The sequence below is a fragment of the Octadecabacter ascidiaceicola genome (genome assembly GCF_900185015.1).
GTDB lineage: Bacteria > Pseudomonadota > Alphaproteobacteria > Rhodobacterales > Rhodobacteraceae > Octadecabacter > Octadecabacter ascidiaceicola.
Genome location: NZ_FXYD01000002.1, coordinates 566,404 through 581,798 on the forward strand (window position 1 = coordinate 566,404; position 15,395 = coordinate 581,798).

Sequence of the window (15,395 nt, forward strand, 5' to 3'; positions counted from 1 at the left end):
CCCTTCCCGCAATAGGGGAGGGCGCACGACATTGGCGGAGGGCCGGATCAACCGGCCCCCGCTACGCAAAAGATAAGCGAACTGGGGTATCGAGTGAGACAGGCGAATTACATCAAGACACCGATTGCAGCATTGTTGGCCGCAACGATCTTGAGTGGTTGCATGGGGGAAGACATCGTGTCCCGCGCTGGCAACCTCTTGGGAACAAGCGAAGCAGTCGCAACAGACGCGCCACAATCAGCTGCCGCACTAGACGGCGAACTTTCCAACGGCGAACGTTCCGAACTGATTGACGCGCTCTTGAACCGCCGATCCGTTATCTCCTCAGGCCCTTACGCCCAAGTTTCAGAATCCGTACTGGCTGCGAACTCCCGCGCAGCAGAAGCCGAGCTTCGCGCCGCAATGCTGCGCTCTGAGGCCCGCGAAATGAACTGGCTCCCAACGCTTGGCCCAACAATTTCCCTGAACTCCCTTGGGTCGATTGTTGCGAACCTCGTGGTTGAGCAAACCCTATTTGATAATGGCGCCAAACGTTCCGAACGTGAATTTGCCCGCGCCGACGTGGAAGTTGCCGCTGTGGCACTGGCGCAGGATACCAATGAACGCGTGTACCAAGCGCTGGATCTGTACCTGACCATTCAGGCCTCCGAAGCCCGTGCGGCTGTCAACGAAGGCGGCATGGCGCGGATGGAGCGTTTTGAATACGTCATGTCTGAGCGCGTGAACGCTGGCATCAATGACCGCGCTGATTTGCAGCTGGTCCAACAGAAGTTGACGCAGATGCGATCTGATGTTTTGGAAGACCGCGAAGCGGCGTCTTCTGCACGTGCAGAGCTTGCCGCGATGTCTGCCACGTCCTTGGACGGTGTCAGCGGCATTGACACGATCAGTGATCCAGCCGGAACGGCCCAACCGCTTGATGTGATGAAGGTCGAAGCCGAAGGCACACGTGGCTTGGCCGAAGCCCGCGCGCTTCAGGCTGGCTACTCCCCGAGTGTTTCTGCAACAGGCCTGATCGGTGAGGGCGGAAGCGCCGGAATTGATGTAGGCATCCCGAACGGCCTCGGATTTGGTCGTCGCGCAGATATGGCAGCGATCGAAGCAATGGGACAAGCGGCTGAGCTTCAGGTTGCTGAGCAGCGCGAAGACAGCGCCCGCGAAGTGGCGGCCATTGAAGGTCAGATCACATCTCTGCGTCGTCAGCAGACCAATATTCAAACGATCATTGCGCAGGCAAATGACAATTACACATTGTTCGAAGAACAGCTTCGTGCGGGCCAACGTACTGTGCCTGAGGTTGTCGGTGTGTTCCGCACCAAGCTAGATGCAGAACGCGACGCGGTGGCCCTGCGCTATGACCTTGCTCGCCAAGAACTGAAGCTCGCCCGCATCTACGGCACGCTTGTTGACGGAGAAGACATATGACTGGACCCGTCATCGCCTTTGATATCAATGCCACAAGCGGTGGTAAGCTGACGCGTATCTCTAAGGCGGAGCCAAAAGAGGCCGCGAACACACAAGATGCGATCGATGAAACGCACCCTGCAAGCGCCGAGGACCGTTTTTCCGACAAAGCCAAAACACGCGCTGATTTGGCCGCGACCTATGCGGGCTTGCTGGGCGTAGACATCGTGCGCTCCGATTTGTTGGAGGTCATGACCGCGGCAAGTGGGGATGACATCACACCGCACGCGATTGCCAAAGCGCTAAACGAAGCGGGCCTTGTGAGCGAGGTCACAACCGTTGGCAAACCCACAGCTGATCAATGGCCAGCGCTTGTTGAAATGACATCGGGTCATGTTTTGTTGGTGTTGGACCAGACCGATGATGCGGTAATTGTGTTTGACACAACCTGCCGTGACAACCGCGCCGAAGTGCCGATCAACGAATTCATCCCATTCTTCAGCGGCCTTGTGTTGCGTGCAGATATGGCGATTGCCGATCTGTCCAAAAAGCATGCCCGCAAAGGTAAGAAAGCCCACTGGTTCTGGGGCGAGATGATGCAGTTTCGTCGTCACATCGCGGAAGTGGCCCTTGGGTCGTTCGTTGCCAACCTTTTGGCTGTGGCTGTGGCACTGTTTTCTTTGCAGGTCTATGACCGCGTGATCCCGCACCAGTCCACCGCGACGCTGTGGGTTTTGGCGATTGGCGCTGGCTTGGCGATGTTGCTTGAAGCGGGCCTTCGCATAGCGCGTGCCCGTCTGATGGACGGGGCAGGGCGCAAGATTGAACTTCAGGTACAAAGCCTGCTGATGGACCGCCTGCTCGGCATGCGTCGTGGCAAGGAAGGCCAAACGCCGTCTGGTTTGTTCTCCGCTGTGCGCGAATTCGGTTCTGTACGTGAATTTTTCACTGCGTCCACCATCGGCACGCTGACCGATTTGCCTTTTATTGTGTTGTTCCTTGCACTCGTTGCCTCCATTGGTGGCAATGTGGTTTGGGTCTTGTTTGTTGGTGGTCTGCTGATGGTCCTGCCATCCTTCTTCCTGCAAAAGAAGATGATCGCGCTGACCCACCAAACACAGGGCGCTTCGGCCAAGTCCAACAAGCTGCTTCACGAAGTTATCTATGAAGCCGATACAATCAAATCACAGCGCGGCGAAGACCGTTTCAAGCGCCTTTGGGCTGAGCTTTCCGCTGTGTCTTCCCTTGCTACATCCGAGCAACGCAAGCTCGCCAGCACCCTGACGTTCTGGGCGCAGGGCGTGCAGCAGGCGACCTATGTGGCCGCCGTTGTTGCAGGTACGTTCATGGTGTTCACCGGTGAATTTACGGTTGGTACAATCATCGCCGTTGGTATCCTGACAAGCCGTACATTGGGCCCACTGACACAGCTGGCGGCAACGCTTGCGCGCTGGTCCAACGTAAAGGCCGCATTGGAAGCTTTGGGCGAAATTGCCGAGGCGGAGCAAGACCAAGAAGAAGATCGCACCTACCTGCGCCGCGAAGAGATGAAGGGCGCGTTTGAACTGCGTGACATCGCGTTTTGCTACAATGAAGACAGCGGTCAGAACCTTGATATTCCGGGTCTTAAGATCGAAGCGGGCCAGCGTATTGCTGTGCTTGGGTCCAACGGATCTGGTAAGTCCACAATGCTGAAACTGTTGTCTGGCATCTATCGCCCGACCAAAGGCCGCGTTTTGATTGATGGCGTTGATATGGGCCAAGTGATGCCGCGCGACCTGCGTCGCTCCATTGGCTACCTGTCCCAAGAAGTACGCTTGTTCTCCGGCACTCTGCGCGAAAACCTAAACCTGACATTGCTGGAACGCGATGATGACCGTCTGTTGGCTTCGCTTGATTTTGCAGGCCTCGGCCCGTTTGTGCGCAACCACCCTAAAGGTCTTGATCTGGAAATTTCCGACGGAGGCGAAGGCCTGTCCGTTGGCCAACGCCAATCCATCGGCTGGGCACGTCTGTGGCTGCAAGACCCCAAGGTCTGCCTGCTGGACGAACCGACCGCCGCGCTGGACCAAACACTTGAGGCCACAATCGTGAGCCGCTTGGACACGTGGCTGGAAGGGCGCACCGCGATCATCGCGACGCACCGTGTACCGATCCTTGAACTGACGACCCGTACCGTGATCCTGCAAAACGGCCGCTTGGCTGTGGATGGTCCGCGCCAAGAGGTGCTGGCGCACCTGCAAAAGAACAATAAGAAAGCGACGGCGTAATGGTGACCTTTAACGACGAATTTGAAGAACGCACGAAGGGCCCCAGCCTGCTGATCTGGTTGATCGGTTTGACAGTACTGCTGTTTATCCTTTGGGCCAAATTCGCAGCGATTGACGAAATTGTACGTGCGAACGGCAACGTCGTTTCATCTTCACGCCCGCAGATCATCCAGAACCTCGAAGGCGGTATCCTGGCGGAACTTCTGGTTGCCGAAGGGGACGAAGTTGAACCCGGTGATGTGCTGGCCCGTTTGCGTGGCACGCAGTTTGAAACATCCGTGACCGACCTGCGCGAACAGGTGATTGCCGCTGAAATCCGCCGCTTGCGCCTTGAGGCCGAGATTGACGGCATGTTCGATTTTGAAGTTCCCGAAGCCATCGCAACGTTCAGCCCCGATATGGTTGCATCCGAGCGTGCGTTGTTGAACGCGCGTCAGTCAGATTACGTCAGCCGTACTGAGGGTGCGCAGGCGATTGTGAATGAAACCCGCCGCGAACTTGGCGTGATGGAAGACCTCTATAACCGCGACATTGCAGCCCTGATCGAGGTCACCCGCGCACGTAAAGCCAATTCTGATGCGCTTAATACGTACAACGAAATCGTGACACGGTCTGAACTGGAACGCGCCTCTGAATATTCGGACGTTTTGTCCGCCCTCGCAACCCTGCGCCAAGAGTTGCGCGGCGCTGAGGACCGCATGGAACGCACTGTCATCACCAGCCCGATGCGCGGTATCGTGAACAACTTGGCCGTTACGACCATCGGCGGTGTTATTCGCCCCGGTGAGGAGATTTTCCAGATTATCCCGCTGGATGATGAGCTGTTTGTCGAGGCTGAGGTCTCCCCATCCAACATCGCCAACGTCATCCCGGGCCAAGCCGCGACAATCAAGCTAAGTGCTTATGACTACACCATTTACGGCGCACTCACGGGCGAAGTGCAGCTGATTTCTGCTGATACCTTTGAGGACGAGCGTGACCCTAACGCACCGCCCCATTACCGCGTGACATTGCGTGTGGACACCACCGACCTAGGCGAGCGTCAGTCCCAAATCGAAATTCGCCCTGGTATGCAGGCAGATGTTGAACTTCACACTGGGTCCAAGACCGTTTTGCAATATCTCACCAAGCCGCTGTACCGTTCACAAGAAGCGCTGCGCGAGCCATAGGATTATTGGTTAACGCTTGGTTGAAATCCATTGCGGGAATGCTTTTATCATTCCCCTAACCAAAGCCTTCAGACGCCCTTGTAGCCCCCCGATTGCAGCACTAAGGTTTGGGTAACAAAATTCCCGTACACGGGCGCGCAAGCGTCCCAATTCTAAGGCAGAGCATATGCACGATCCCGTCGAAACATACATGAACCTCGTTCCTATGGTCGTTGAACAGACCAGCCGTGGCGAACGCGCCTATGACATTTTCTCGCGTTTGCTGAAGGAACGCATCATTTTCGTGAACGGCCCTGTCCACGATGGCATGAGCCAGCTTATCGTGGCGCAGCTTTTGCACCTTGAAGCGGAAAATCCGAAAAAAGAAATCTCAATGTACATCAACAGCCCAGGAGGGGCAGTGCATTCCGGCATGAGCATCTATGACACCATGCAATATATCCGCCCGAAGGTGTCCACGCTGATTTGCGGTATGGCGGCGTCTATGGGGTCGATCATTGCTGTTGGCGGCGAAAAGGGCATGCGCTTCTCGCTCCCGAACTCTGAAATCATGGTGCACCAGCCATCCGGTGGCGCACAAGGTAAGGCATCAGACATCCTGATTTCTGCCAAACACATCGAGCAAACACGTGAGCGGATGTACAAGCTGTACAACAAGCACACTGGCCAGACCAAAAAAGAGGTCGAAAAGATGCTTGATCGCGACAGCTGGATGACACCAGAAGAAGCCAAAGACTGGGGCCACATCGATGAGATTGTCGAAAGCCGCGGCAAGGCAGCAGACGAAGAGTAAACACACGACGTTTTGGCGTTGTGGACCATTTCGGGCTGCCGTAGGATACGGACCAAAGCAGCCCGAAACACATTTATCGGCCCTATATTTTTTTAAACGGGCCAAAGGAAATCGACATGGCAACGACGTCCGGCGGTGATAGCAAAAACACACTTTACTGCAGCTTTTGCGGTAAGAGCCAGCATGAGGTCCGCAAGCTGATCGCGGGTCCAACGGTGTTCATCTGTGATGAATGCGTTGAATTATGCATGGACATCATCCGCGAAGAAACCAAGTCGGCTGGCTTAAAAGCCTCCGAAGGGGTGCCAACACCGCTTGAGATTTGTCAGGTGCTGGACGACTACGTGATCGGCCAAGCCCACGCCAAACGCGTGCTGTCTGTGGCGGTTCACAACCACTATAAACGCCTCAACCACGCTGAAAAGTCCGAGATTGAACTAGCGAAATCCAACATCATGCTGATCGGCCCTACTGGTTGTGGTAAAACGCTGCTGGCCCAAACACTGGCCCGTATTCTGGATGTGCCGTTCACAATGGCTGACGCCACCACGCTGACTGAAGCAGGTTACGTGGGTGAAGATGTTGAAAACATTATCCTTAAGCTCTTGCAGGCCTCTGATTACAACGTTGAACGCGCACAGCGCGGCATCGTTTACATCGATGAGGTCGACAAGATCACGCGCAAGTCTGACAACCCGTCCATCACACGCGATGTATCGGGTGAGGGTGTGCAGCAGGCGCTGTTGAAAATCATGGAAGGCACCGTAGCCTCTGTGCCGCCGCAGGGCGGCCGTAAGCACCCGCAGCAGGAATTCCTGCAAGTGGACACTACGAACATCCTGTTCGTTTGTGGTGGTGCGTTTGCGGGTCTTGATAAGATCATCGCACAACGTGGCAAAGGCGCTGGCATGGGCTTTGGCGCCGAGGTACGCGGCCCCGATGACCGTGGCGTTGGCGAAATCTTCACCGACCTTGAACCTGAGGATCTGCTGAAATTCGGCCTTATCCCTGAATTCGTTGGCCGTTTGCCGGTTATCGCAACGCTTGAAGACCTCGATGAGGACGCGCTGGTCACCATTCTGTCCAAGCCAAAGAACGCGCTGGTCAAGCAATACCAACGCCTGTTTGAGCTTGAAGACGTGAAGCTGACGTTCACGGAAGACGCGCTTACAGCGATTGCGAAACGCGCGATTGAACGCAAAACGGGTGCACGGGGTCTTCGTTCCATCATGGAAGACATCCTGCTCGACACGATGTTTGAAATGCCAGGCATGGAAACCGTGACAGAAGTGGTCGTGAACGAAGAGGCCGTTGGCGCTGACGTTCAACCGCTGATGATCCACGATGAGAGCAAGAAAAAGGCCGAACCGGCCTCTGCAGGCTAATGTCGATTAAACGCATCCATTCCGGCGGCGAGTTTGAAGCCAAAATCGGGTACTGCCGTGCTGTTGTTGCGGGTGGTTTCGTGCATGTCGCAGGGACAGTGGGGCAGGGCGATGATGTTGTTGCCCAATGTGCTTCAGCCTTGGAAATCATTAAAAACGCGCTGACAGAGGCGGGTTCAAGCATCCAAAACGCGGTGCGGGTGAATTACTACCTTCCAGATGCTGCCGAATTCGAACCCTGCTGGCCGCTTTTGAAGGCCGCGTTTGGGGATAATCCGCCTGCGGCAACGATGATTGAAAGCGGGTTAATCGACCCCAAATACCGCATCGAAATCGAAGTCACCGCACTGGCGGTATAACGCGCAGGCGAAGCCACGCGGCCACTGGACCTCACCGCGATTATCGGGCATCACGGGGCCAATCAGAACCGGAGCCAAGCCAATGGGCGTTTTAAACTTTATCAAACGTATTTTCACGTGGTGGGACGGGCAAACGCTCGGCACGCAGCTGTGGACGTGGCGCAAAGGTAAAAAGGTCGGCGAAGACGAACTTGGCAACATCTACTACACCAATGCCAAAGGCGACCGTCGTTGGGTTATTTACAACGGCGAAGTCGAAGGTTCCCGTGTCAGCCCGGATTGGCACGGCTGGCTGCATCACACGTTTGACGAAATGCCGGGTGATAAGCCTTTGGCTCACAAGTCTTGGGAAAAACCACACCTCGAAAACCTAACCGGGACGGCCGCGGCCTATGCGCCAGCGGGGTCCTTGCGCCGTGCTGAACCTACGCCGCGTAGCGATTACGAAGCGTGGACTCCGGAATAACTGATGCGTGAAAACACCACAGAGGTCGTTGTCGGGGCCGCCGTTCTTGCGGCGGCTTTGGGCTTTTTGTGGTTCATAGTTAGCGCAACGGGGCTGAGCAGCGGCACAACAGGTATCGAGCTTAAAGCCAATTTCCGCTCTGCCGAAGGGGTTAGCGTCGGTACCGATATCCGTCTTGCTGGTGTTTCTGTTGGAACCGTCAGCGAACTTGATCTGAACGGCGAAACCTACCGCGCCGAAGCTGTGTTCGCGATCAATGAAGGCATTGAAATCCCTGATGACAGCGCAGCCGTTGTCGCTTCTGAGGGGCTTTTGGGTGGTACATTCGTTGAAATCGTACCAGGCGGGTCCTTTGAAATGTTCGCTGACGGCGGACTTATCCAAGACACGCAGGGCGCTGTTAGTCTTATTCAATTGTTGATGAAATTCGTTGGCGGGGAAGAGGCGTGAAGGCGCTTTTGACAGCGCTAGTGCTTTGCTTAGCTGCGCCAGCGGTTGCGCAACAGGCGACGACCGCACCAGGAGGGACGTTGCGGCTTCTGGATAAGATCACTGGCACCACGCAAGACATTGAATTTCGCAATGGTCAGACCAAGATGGTCGGACTGTTGGCGATCACAATGACAGAATGCCGCTACCCGAGCGGCAACCGATCCGGCGATGCCTACGCCTTGCTTACGATTGTTTATAGCAACGACCCAGATCCTGCATTTCGCGGTTGGATGATCGCATCCGCGCCAGCGCTGAATGCACTTGACCACCCACGTTACGATGTTTGGGCATTGCGCTGTAGTAGCGAGTAAGAATCAGGCACATCGCCCTGCCGGTCAAAGTCCGCGTCCAACGCGAGCGCAATGTTCAACATTTCCCGATAGTTGGACCGTGGAATTTCGAGCCCGCCTAAACTGGCCAGATGCGGTGTGATAAACTGCGTATCAAACAGTGCAAACCCACCGCTATTTAACCGATCAACCAAATAGGCGAGGGCGACTTTTGAGGCATCCCTGCGGGTGCTGAACATGCTTTCGCCAAAGAATGCACCGCCAAGGGTAATTCCGAACACTCCGCCCACAAGGTCGCCCCCGTTCCAAACCTCAATGGATCGCGCCATGCGTGCCAAATGCAGCTGGCCATAAAGCGTTTCCAGCATATCGTTGATCCATGTCTCGTCACGGGCCGCACAGCCCTTAACAACACCATTAAAATCAACGTCAAAAGTGATCTTGAAACGCTCTGAGCGGATCGTTTTGGTCAGCGAGCGTGAGATATGAAAACCATCAAGCGGCATCACCCCGCGTTGACGTGGATCAACCCAGAATAGCTCATCGTCGCCACGGTTCTCGGCCATTGGAAAGATGCCGCCCGCGTAGGCGGACAGCAACATTTCCGGCGTGAGGGTCGTGGTCATAGCGTCTACGACAGATTCTCTTCAAGCCAGTGCTCAAGCCAGTGGATGTTGTAATCCCCTGTTAACACGGCATCTTCCTGCAACAGCGCGTGGAACAGCGGCACGGTCGTATCCACGCCATCCACGATCAGCTCACCCAAGGCGCGTGCAAGGCGTGCCAAGGCTTCGGGGCGATCACGGCCGTGTACGATCAGTTTCCCGATCAAGCTGTCGTAATATGGAGGGATCGAATAACCATCATAGAGCGCTGAATCCATTCGCACACCAAGGCCACCTGGCGCATGGAACTGCGTGATCTTACCCGGGCAAGGCGAGAAGTTCGGCAGTTTCTCGGCGTTAATGCGAACCTCAATCGCGTGGCCGCGGATTTTCAGATCGTCCTGAGAGAACGTCATGGGTTCGCCAGCAGCCACAAGGATTTGTTCACGCACGAGATCTTGGTCGAAAATTGCTTCCGTAACAGGGTGTTCGACCTGTAGACGGGTGTTCATTTCGATGAAGTAGAATTCGCCGTTTTCATATAGGAATTCAATGGTTCCGGCGCCGATGTAGTTGATGTTGGCACAGGCATCCGCACAAATCTTACCGATTTTCGCGCGCTCTTCTGGGGAAATTGACGGGCCGGGGGCCTCCTCGAATACCTTTTGGTGGCGGCGCTGCAAGGAACAGTCGCGCTCACCCAGATGCACAGCCTTACCCTTACCGTCGCCAAACACCTGAATTTCGATATGGCGCGGCGTGGTGAGGTATTTCTCGATATAGACGTCGGGGTTGCCGAAGTTCGACTTGCCCTCAGCACGTGCAGTCTGGAACGCGGATTTCATTTCTTCCGCGGAATTGGCGACCTTCATACCCTTGCCACCACCACCAGCCGTGGCTTTGATGATGACAGGATAACCGAATTCTTCGCCGATCTTCAGCGCGTCTTCAACGGTATCAACACCACCTTCAGAACCGGGTACACAAGGAACGCCAAGGGCCTTCATCGTGTCTTTCGCGGTGATTTTATCGCCCATTGTGCGGATGTGCTCGGCTGTTGGGCCGATGAATGTCAGGTCATGGTCCTCAACGATCTGAACGAACTGCGCGTTTTCGGACAAGAACCCATACCCTGGGTGAATAGCCTGCGCACCGGTGATTTCGCAGGCGGAAATCAGCGCCGGAAAGCTGAGATAGCTTTGCGGGGATGGGGCTGGGCCGATGCAAACGCTTTCGTCTGCCATGCGCACATGCATTGCGTCAGCGTCAGCGGTGGAATGAACCGCGACAGACTTAATGCCCATTTCGCGGCATGCACGGATCACACGCAGCGCTATTTCACCACGGTTCGCGATAAGGATTTTGTCAAACATGGCAGCGGCCTATTCAACGATCATCAACGGTGCACCGAATTCAACGGGCGCACCATCTTCGACCAACATACGCTTTACCGTGCCGGATTTCGGCGCGGGAATGTGGTTCATGGTTTTCATCGCTTCGATGATCAATAGCGTGTCGCCCTCGGATACTGTGTCGCCAACCTTAACAAAGGCATCGGCACCCGGTTCGGGAGACATGTAAACAGTTCCGACCATTGGTGATGTAACGGCACCGGGCAGGCTGGCAGGGTCTGCGCTGGCTTCGGGAGCAGCAGCAGGAGCGGCTGCAGCAGGTGCCGCGGCGGCTACGGGTGCGGCCACCGGCGTAGCAGCGGCCACTTGGGTCACAACTTGGGCTGGCTGTTTTCGGCTAACGCGGACGTTCAGCGCATCGTTCTCGCCGTAGTCACGTTTGACCTGTAGCTCGGTAAGGTCATTTTCGCGCAGCAATTCTGCCAAAGCTTGAATAAAGCTTACATCTGAGTCGTGAGGCGTCTTTTTGGTCATTTTTCCCTCGGCTGTTGCCTGTCTTTTAGTGCGTTTTGGCAAGTTTAGCGCAAACGCTTCTTGGACTCCTACACCAAGGTGGCGAGGGTGGGAAGCGGGGGCTGCTTGGAAAATGACGTTGGGGAATTTGGGGCTTATTCGCTTGGTGTATCAATCGTTGCCTCGTTCTGAGGCGCATCGAGGTTTTCGGGCAGCATAATTATTCCATATGGTTTCAATGTGCGCTGCGCGGCCGACGCACCTATACCGACGAATTTTGGCGCGGCTTCGGTATCTGAAAGCGATGCTTTGCTTACCAAACCTGTTTGCGAAGGGCTGGCTGGGATAGGGAGCGGCACTTCAGGAGTTGGATCAGTTGCGATTGCATTCGCGTCTGCTGGCGCACGACCGTCGGCCTCCGCCGGAGGCGGTGTGGTTTGCTGCGTCGGTACAGCAGATACGTGAACGTTTGATGCGTTTTGAAGTTCCATCTCAAGCTCCTATTCCTAGAACGGAGCCCCCACCAATTCTGTCATAATGGATAGGTCTTAAGAATCTGTTGATCTGAACAAGCGAAAAGCCAACAGCGCAAAAAAAAGCCAACAGCGCAAAAAAATGCCGCGCTGACGGATCAACGCGGCATCGTCTCTGTGTTTTTCCGCGTTTAGTTGCGGTTCATGCGGTTCTCGATCAGATCATCAACCACGGACGGATCCGCAAGTGTTGATGTATCGCCCAAAGAACCGAAATCGTCTTCGGCAATCTTGCGCAGGATACGGCGCATGATTTTGCCGGAACGTGTTTTCGGCAGGCCCGGTGCCCACTGAATAAGGTCAGGCTTCGCAATTGGGCCGATCTCGGCGCGAACCCATGTCTCAAGCTCCTTGCGCAGCTCTGGGGTCGGCACTTGGCCGTTCATCAAGGTGACGTAGGCGTAGATGCCTTGGCCTTTGATGTCGTGTGGGTAGCCGACAACCGCGGCTTCTGCGACGGCGACGTGTGCAACAAGCGCAGATTCGACTTCTGCTGTGCCCATACGGTGGCCGGACACGTTAATCACGTCATCCACGCGGCCTGTGACCCAGTAGTCGCCATCTTCGTCGCGCTTACAGCCGTCACCGGAGAAGTAGTAGCCAGCGTAATCGCCAAAGTATGTCTTTTCGAAACGCTCGTGGTCGCCGTAGACGGTTCGCATCTGGCCCGGCCAGCTGTCACTGATACACAAAACACCTTCGACGTCGTTGCCGTGAATTTCCACGCCAGACTGCGGATCCAGAACGACGGGCTTTACACCAAAGAATGGCGTTTGCGCCGCACCAGGTTTCAATGTTGTTGCGCCGGGCAGGGGCGTGATCATGTGACCACCAGTTTCCGTCTGCCAGAACGTATCAACGATTGGGCAATTTCCCTTGCCGACAACTTCGTTGTACCAGTTCCATGCTTCTGGGTTGATCGGTTCACCAACAGATCCCAGAAGGCGCAGGTCAGACAAGTCGTGCTTTTCGACCCACTCATTGCCAGCCCCCATTAAGGCGCGAATAGCAGTTGGGGCGGTGTAGAACTGGTTGACCTTGTGCTTGGCACAGACTTCCCAGAAACGGCCCGCGTCAGGGTAGGTTGGGACGCCTTCAAACATGATCGTGGTCGCGCCGTTGGCCAGCGGGCCGTAGACGATATAGCTGTGGCCTGTGACCCAACCAACATCAGCCGTACACCAGAAGATGTCGCCATCATGGTAATCGAATGTGTACTGGTGCGTCATGGAAGCATAGACGAGGTAACCACCAGTCGAGTGTACAACGCCCTTTGGCTGGCCCGTTGAACCAGATGTGTAAAGAATGAACAGCGGATCTTCGGCGTTCATTTCTTCCGGCTTCTGGTAGTCATCAGCCTCAAGCCGCATGTCGTTGTAGCTGTAATCGCGATCTGTCCACGTGGTCTGTTCGCCGGTGCGCTTTACGACCAGGCATTTCACGCTGTCCTTGCAGTGCAGCAGGGCTGCGTCACAGTTGGATTTCAGCGGAGTTGAGCGGCCACCGCGTGGCGCGTGATCAGCTGTGACAACAACCTTAGCGTCGGAACCGTTAATACGAGCACCCAAAGCGTCCGCAGAGAAACCTGCGAAAACAATAGAATGGATCGCGCCGATACGTGCACAAGCCAGCATCGCATAAGCAGCTTCAGGGATCATCGGGAGATAAAGGACAACGCGGTCACCTTTTCCCACACCCAGTTCTTGTAGGATATTGGCCATCTTACAGACGTGAACCTGAAGCTCAGCATAGGTGATGTGCAAGGATTCAGTTGTGTTTGGATCGTCCGGTTCCCAGATAATCGCTGTCTGGTCGCCGCGTGTTTCAACGTGACGGTCTACACAGTTGGCGGAAACGTTTAGGGTACCGTCTTCAAACCACTTAATGTCAACTTTGCCCGGCTCAAAGGATGTGTTCTTGACCTTTGTATAAGGCTTGATCCAATCGACACGCTTGCCATGCTCGCCCCAGAATGTATCCGGGTCATTGATGCTCTGCTCGTACATTGGGCCGTAGTTTTCGGCTGTGATGTGCGCGCGGGCGGCGGTTTTGGCGGAAGGGGGGTAAGTTTTTGGCATGGGGGCATCCTTCGTTTGGATTGGGGCCTGATGCGGCAACGGTGTTATCGCGTGGTTCGCGCAGGGAACCGGATCGGCCGAAAGTTGCGCAAAATGTGCGGGGCAGGGGCCGTTTGGCCCCCACCAATTCAATTAGATCGCGAGGTACTTCGCGCGCAGGGCCTCATCTTCGAGAACCTCGGTTGCAGAACCATCATAAACGACCTTACCGATGTCAAGGATCACAGCACGGTCAGCGAGCTTAAGCGCAGCAACAGCGTTTTGCTCAACGATGATGGTCGTGATGCCTTGGTCGCGGATCAGTTGCAATGTCTTGGCGATCTCCTGAACGATAACAGGTGCCAGACCTTCATAAGGCTCGTCCAGAAGCAGGATTTTGATGTCCCGGCACAAGGCGCGGGCGATTGCCAGCATCTGCTGCTCACCACCAGAAAGCGTAACGCCTTCTTGGTTACGGCGTTCTTTGAGGCGCGGGAACAATTCGTATACGCGCTCAATAGACCAACCGTGCGGTGGGGCGATTTGCGCAAGCTTAAGGTTTTCTTCAACCGTCAGGCCCGGAATGATCGAACGATCTTCCGGCACCAGCTGGATACCAGCCTGTGACGCCTGCCAAGCTTTCATCTCATGAACAGGTTTGTGGTCGAGCCAGATTTCACCGTGGTTCAACTGAGGGTCATCCATGCGGGCGAGGGCGCGCAGGGTTGATGTTTTGCCAGCACCGTTACGTCCCAGAAGCGCGAGGATTTCGCCTTCATGGATGTCAAAGCTTACGCCTTGAACAATGTAGCTTTCACCGTAGTAGGCTTCGATGTTCCAAACCGACAGGAACTTGGCGGACGTGGCCGCCATGTTGCGGTTCTTGTCGAATTTGCTGTCGGTCTCGAGGTGTTCAACGTGTGTCATCTGGTTTTCCTTAGACCTGAGCTTCGCCGAGGTACGCTTCGCGCACTTTTGGGTGGCCTTTGATGTTGTCCGGTGTGTCTTCGACTAGCGGCATACCCTGCGCAAGCACAGTAATACGATCAGCAAGCGAGAACACAACGTTCATGTCGTGCTCAATGATTGCCATTGTCAGACCGCGTTCCTTACGGATGGTCTTAAGCAGCTCAATGGTGTTTTCCGTATCAGCACGGGCCATACCAGCGGTTGGTTCATCCAGCAAAAGAAGGCGAGGGTCTTGGACAAGACACATCGCCATCTCAAGGCGACGCTTATCGCCACGCGACATGGCTGACGCAGTCATCTCACGCTTATCAAGCATGTTGACTTCGGACAGCATGCTTTCTGCCTTTTCGATCATGTCCTTCTCGTGACGTACGCTTTCAATGGCGTGCATCCGGAAAGCACCGTCGCGTTTGGCGAAACATGGGATAAGCATGTTTTCCATTACGGTCAGGTCAGCGAAGATTTCCGGTGTTTGGAACACGCGGGAAATGCCCATCTGGTTGATCTCGTGTGGTTGGCGACCCAACACCGACTGGCCATCAAAAACGACCGATCCAGAGTCTGGGATCAATTTGCCAACCAGCACATTGAGGAGGGTGGATTTACCGGCCCCGTTCGGGCCGATAATTGCGTGGCAGGTGTTTTCTACCACATCGAGGTTTACGTCGCCCAAAGCTTGCAGGCCACCGAAGCGCTTATTCACGCCTTTGACTGAGAGGATTGCCATTATTTGTCTCC

At 55.3% G+C, this 15,395-nt stretch carries 16 protein-coding genes and 1 pseudogene; 9 read left to right on the plus strand and 8 right to left on the minus strand.

Features of this window, described 5'->3' with window-relative positions; translation table 11 throughout:
- Positions 1-93 precede the first annotated feature (93 nt).
- From OCA8868_RS08215 to OCA8868_RS08255, 9 genes are all read left to right on the plus strand, one after another.
- Positions 94-1,425, plus strand: a complete 1,332-nt coding sequence (locus OCA8868_RS08215; RefSeq protein ID WP_143849571.1) for a TolC family protein — start codon at positions 94-96, stop codon at positions 1,423-1,425.
- Positions 1,422-3,674: an ATP-binding cassette domain-containing protein gene (locus OCA8868_RS08220; RefSeq protein ID WP_093996062.1), complete on the plus strand. Its 2,253-nt coding sequence runs from the start codon at positions 1,422-1,424 to the stop codon at positions 3,672-3,674. The genes OCA8868_RS08215 and OCA8868_RS08220 overlap by 4 nt, the downstream gene beginning before the upstream one ends.
- The gene (locus tag OCA8868_RS08225) at positions 3,674-4,843 is read left to right on the plus strand and encodes a beta-barrel domain-containing protein (RefSeq protein WP_093996063.1); all 1,170 of its coding nucleotides are present in this window, start codon (positions 3,674-3,676) and stop codon (positions 4,841-4,843) included. The genes OCA8868_RS08220 and OCA8868_RS08225 overlap by 1 nt, the downstream gene beginning before the upstream one ends.
- Before the next feature lie 166 nt (positions 4,844-5,009).
- Entirely contained in the window at positions 5,010-5,636 is a 627-nt protein-coding gene (locus OCA8868_RS08230) for an ATP-dependent Clp protease proteolytic subunit (RefSeq protein WP_049834091.1), read from the plus strand.
- A gap of 116 nt (positions 5,637-5,752) precedes the next feature.
- On the plus strand, positions 5,753-7,021 hold the full coding sequence (clpX, locus tag OCA8868_RS08235) for an ATP-dependent Clp protease ATP-binding subunit ClpX (RefSeq protein WP_093996064.1): 1,269 nt from the start codon (positions 5,753-5,755) through the stop codon (positions 7,019-7,021).
- On the plus strand, positions 7,021-7,380 hold the full coding sequence (locus OCA8868_RS08240; RefSeq protein WP_093996065.1) for a RidA family protein: 360 nt from the start codon (positions 7,021-7,023) through the stop codon (positions 7,378-7,380). Before clpX ends, OCA8868_RS08240 begins: the two co-directional genes overlap by 1 nt.
- An 82-nt stretch (positions 7,381-7,462) precedes the next feature.
- Positions 7,463-7,846, plus strand: coding sequence for an NADH:ubiquinone oxidoreductase subunit NDUFA12 (locus OCA8868_RS08245; RefSeq protein ID WP_093996066.1), 384 nt, complete (start codon positions 7,463-7,465; stop codon positions 7,844-7,846).
- Positions 7,847-7,849: 3 nt separating this feature from the next.
- Positions 7,850-8,296, plus strand: coding sequence for an outer membrane lipid asymmetry maintenance protein MlaD (mlaD, locus tag OCA8868_RS08250; protein WP_093996067.1), 447 nt, complete (start codon positions 7,850-7,852; stop codon positions 8,294-8,296).
- Complete coding sequence (locus OCA8868_RS08255) at positions 8,293-8,649, plus strand: DUF2155 domain-containing protein (RefSeq protein ID WP_093996068.1); 357 nt, start codon at positions 8,293-8,295, stop codon at positions 8,647-8,649. Before mlaD ends, OCA8868_RS08255 begins: the two co-directional genes overlap by 4 nt.
- Here the strand turns inward: OCA8868_RS08255 and aat are convergent.
- The 8 genes and pseudogenes from aat to OCA8868_RS08290 form a co-directional block, all read right to left on the minus strand.
- The gene (aat, locus tag OCA8868_RS08260; protein ID WP_093996069.1) at positions 8,613-9,254 is read right to left on the minus strand and encodes a leucyl/phenylalanyl-tRNA--protein transferase; all 642 of its coding nucleotides are present in this window, start codon (positions 9,252-9,254) and stop codon (positions 8,613-8,615) included. The two genes, OCA8868_RS08255 and aat, sit on opposite strands and share 37 nt — an antisense overlap.
- A gap of 5 nt (positions 9,255-9,259) precedes the next feature.
- A complete protein-coding gene (accC, locus tag OCA8868_RS08265; protein ID WP_093996070.1) occupies positions 9,260-10,606 on the minus strand; it encodes an acetyl-CoA carboxylase biotin carboxylase subunit in 1,347 nt (448 codons plus the stop codon).
- Between the two features lie 9 nt (positions 10,607-10,615).
- On the minus strand, positions 10,616-11,119 hold the full coding sequence (gene accB, locus OCA8868_RS08270) for an acetyl-CoA carboxylase biotin carboxyl carrier protein (RefSeq protein ID WP_093996071.1): 504 nt from the start codon (positions 11,117-11,119) through the stop codon (positions 10,616-10,618).
- A gap of 134 nt (positions 11,120-11,253) precedes the next feature.
- A complete protein-coding gene (locus OCA8868_RS08275) occupies positions 11,254-11,589 on the minus strand; it encodes a hypothetical protein (RefSeq protein ID WP_093996072.1) in 336 nt (111 codons plus the stop codon).
- 173 nt (positions 11,590-11,762) lie between these two features.
- Entirely contained in the window at positions 11,763-13,709 is a 1,947-nt protein-coding gene (gene acs / locus OCA8868_RS08280; protein ID WP_093996073.1) for an acetate--CoA ligase, read from the minus strand.
- A gap of 132 nt (positions 13,710-13,841) precedes the next feature.
- A complete protein-coding gene (locus OCA8868_RS08285) occupies positions 13,842-14,615 on the minus strand; it encodes an ABC transporter ATP-binding protein (RefSeq protein WP_093996074.1) in 774 nt (257 codons plus the stop codon).
- 10 nt (positions 14,616-14,625) lie between these two features.
- Positions 14,626-14,850: an ABC transporter ATP-binding protein C-terminal domain-containing protein gene (locus tag OCA8868_RS17075; protein ID WP_412457892.1), complete on the minus strand. Its 225-nt coding sequence runs from the start codon at positions 14,848-14,850 to the stop codon at positions 14,626-14,628.
- 15 nt (positions 14,851-14,865) lie between these two features.
- A pseudogene (locus OCA8868_RS08290) lies at positions 14,866-15,384 on the minus strand (ABC transporter ATP-binding protein); the annotation flags it as partial.
- Between the last annotated feature and the right edge of the window lie 11 nt (positions 15,385-15,395).

Excerpts from the sequence above, each read along its gene's own strand:
- acs (WP_093996073.1), bottom strand. The coding sequence starts at position 13,709 with ATGCCAAAAACTTACCCCCCTTCCGCCAAAACCGCCGCCCGCGCGCAC.
- OCA8868_RS08240 (WP_093996065.1), top strand. The coding sequence starts at position 7,021 with ATGTCGATTAAACGCATCCATTCCGGCGGCGAGTTTGAAGCCAAAATC.
- OCA8868_RS08285 (WP_093996074.1), bottom strand. The coding sequence starts at position 14,615 with ATGACACACGTTGAACACCTCGAGACCGACAGCAAATTCGACAAGAAC.
- mlaD (WP_093996067.1), top strand. The coding sequence starts at position 7,850 with ATGCGTGAAAACACCACAGAGGTCGTTGTCGGGGCCGCCGTTCTTGCG.
- OCA8868_RS08230 (WP_049834091.1), top strand. The coding sequence starts at position 5,010 with ATGCACGATCCCGTCGAAACATACATGAACCTCGTTCCTATGGTCGTT.
- OCA8868_RS08225 (WP_093996063.1), top strand. The coding sequence starts at position 3,674 with ATGGTGACCTTTAACGACGAATTTGAAGAACGCACGAAGGGCCCCAGC.
- OCA8868_RS08275 (WP_093996072.1), bottom strand. The coding sequence starts at position 11,589 with ATGGAACTTCAAAACGCATCAAACGTTCACGTATCTGCTGTACCGACG.
- OCA8868_RS17075 (WP_412457892.1), bottom strand. The coding sequence starts at position 14,850 with ATGGCCCGTGCTGATACGGAAAACACCATTGAGCTGCTTAAGACCATC.
- clpX (WP_093996064.1), top strand. The coding sequence starts at position 5,753 with ATGGCAACGACGTCCGGCGGTGATAGCAAAAACACACTTTACTGCAGC.
- accC (WP_093996070.1), bottom strand. The coding sequence starts at position 10,606 with ATGTTTGACAAAATCCTTATCGCGAACCGTGGTGAAATAGCGCTGCGT.
- aat (WP_093996069.1), bottom strand. The coding sequence starts at position 9,254 with ATGACCACGACCCTCACGCCGGAAATGTTGCTGTCCGCCTACGCGGGC.
- accB (WP_093996071.1), bottom strand. The coding sequence starts at position 11,119 with ATGACCAAAAAGACGCCTCACGACTCAGATGTAAGCTTTATTCAAGCT.
- OCA8868_RS08220 (WP_093996062.1), top strand. The coding sequence starts at position 1,422 with ATGACTGGACCCGTCATCGCCTTTGATATCAATGCCACAAGCGGTGGT.
- OCA8868_RS08245 (WP_093996066.1), top strand. The coding sequence starts at position 7,463 with ATGGGCGTTTTAAACTTTATCAAACGTATTTTCACGTGGTGGGACGGG.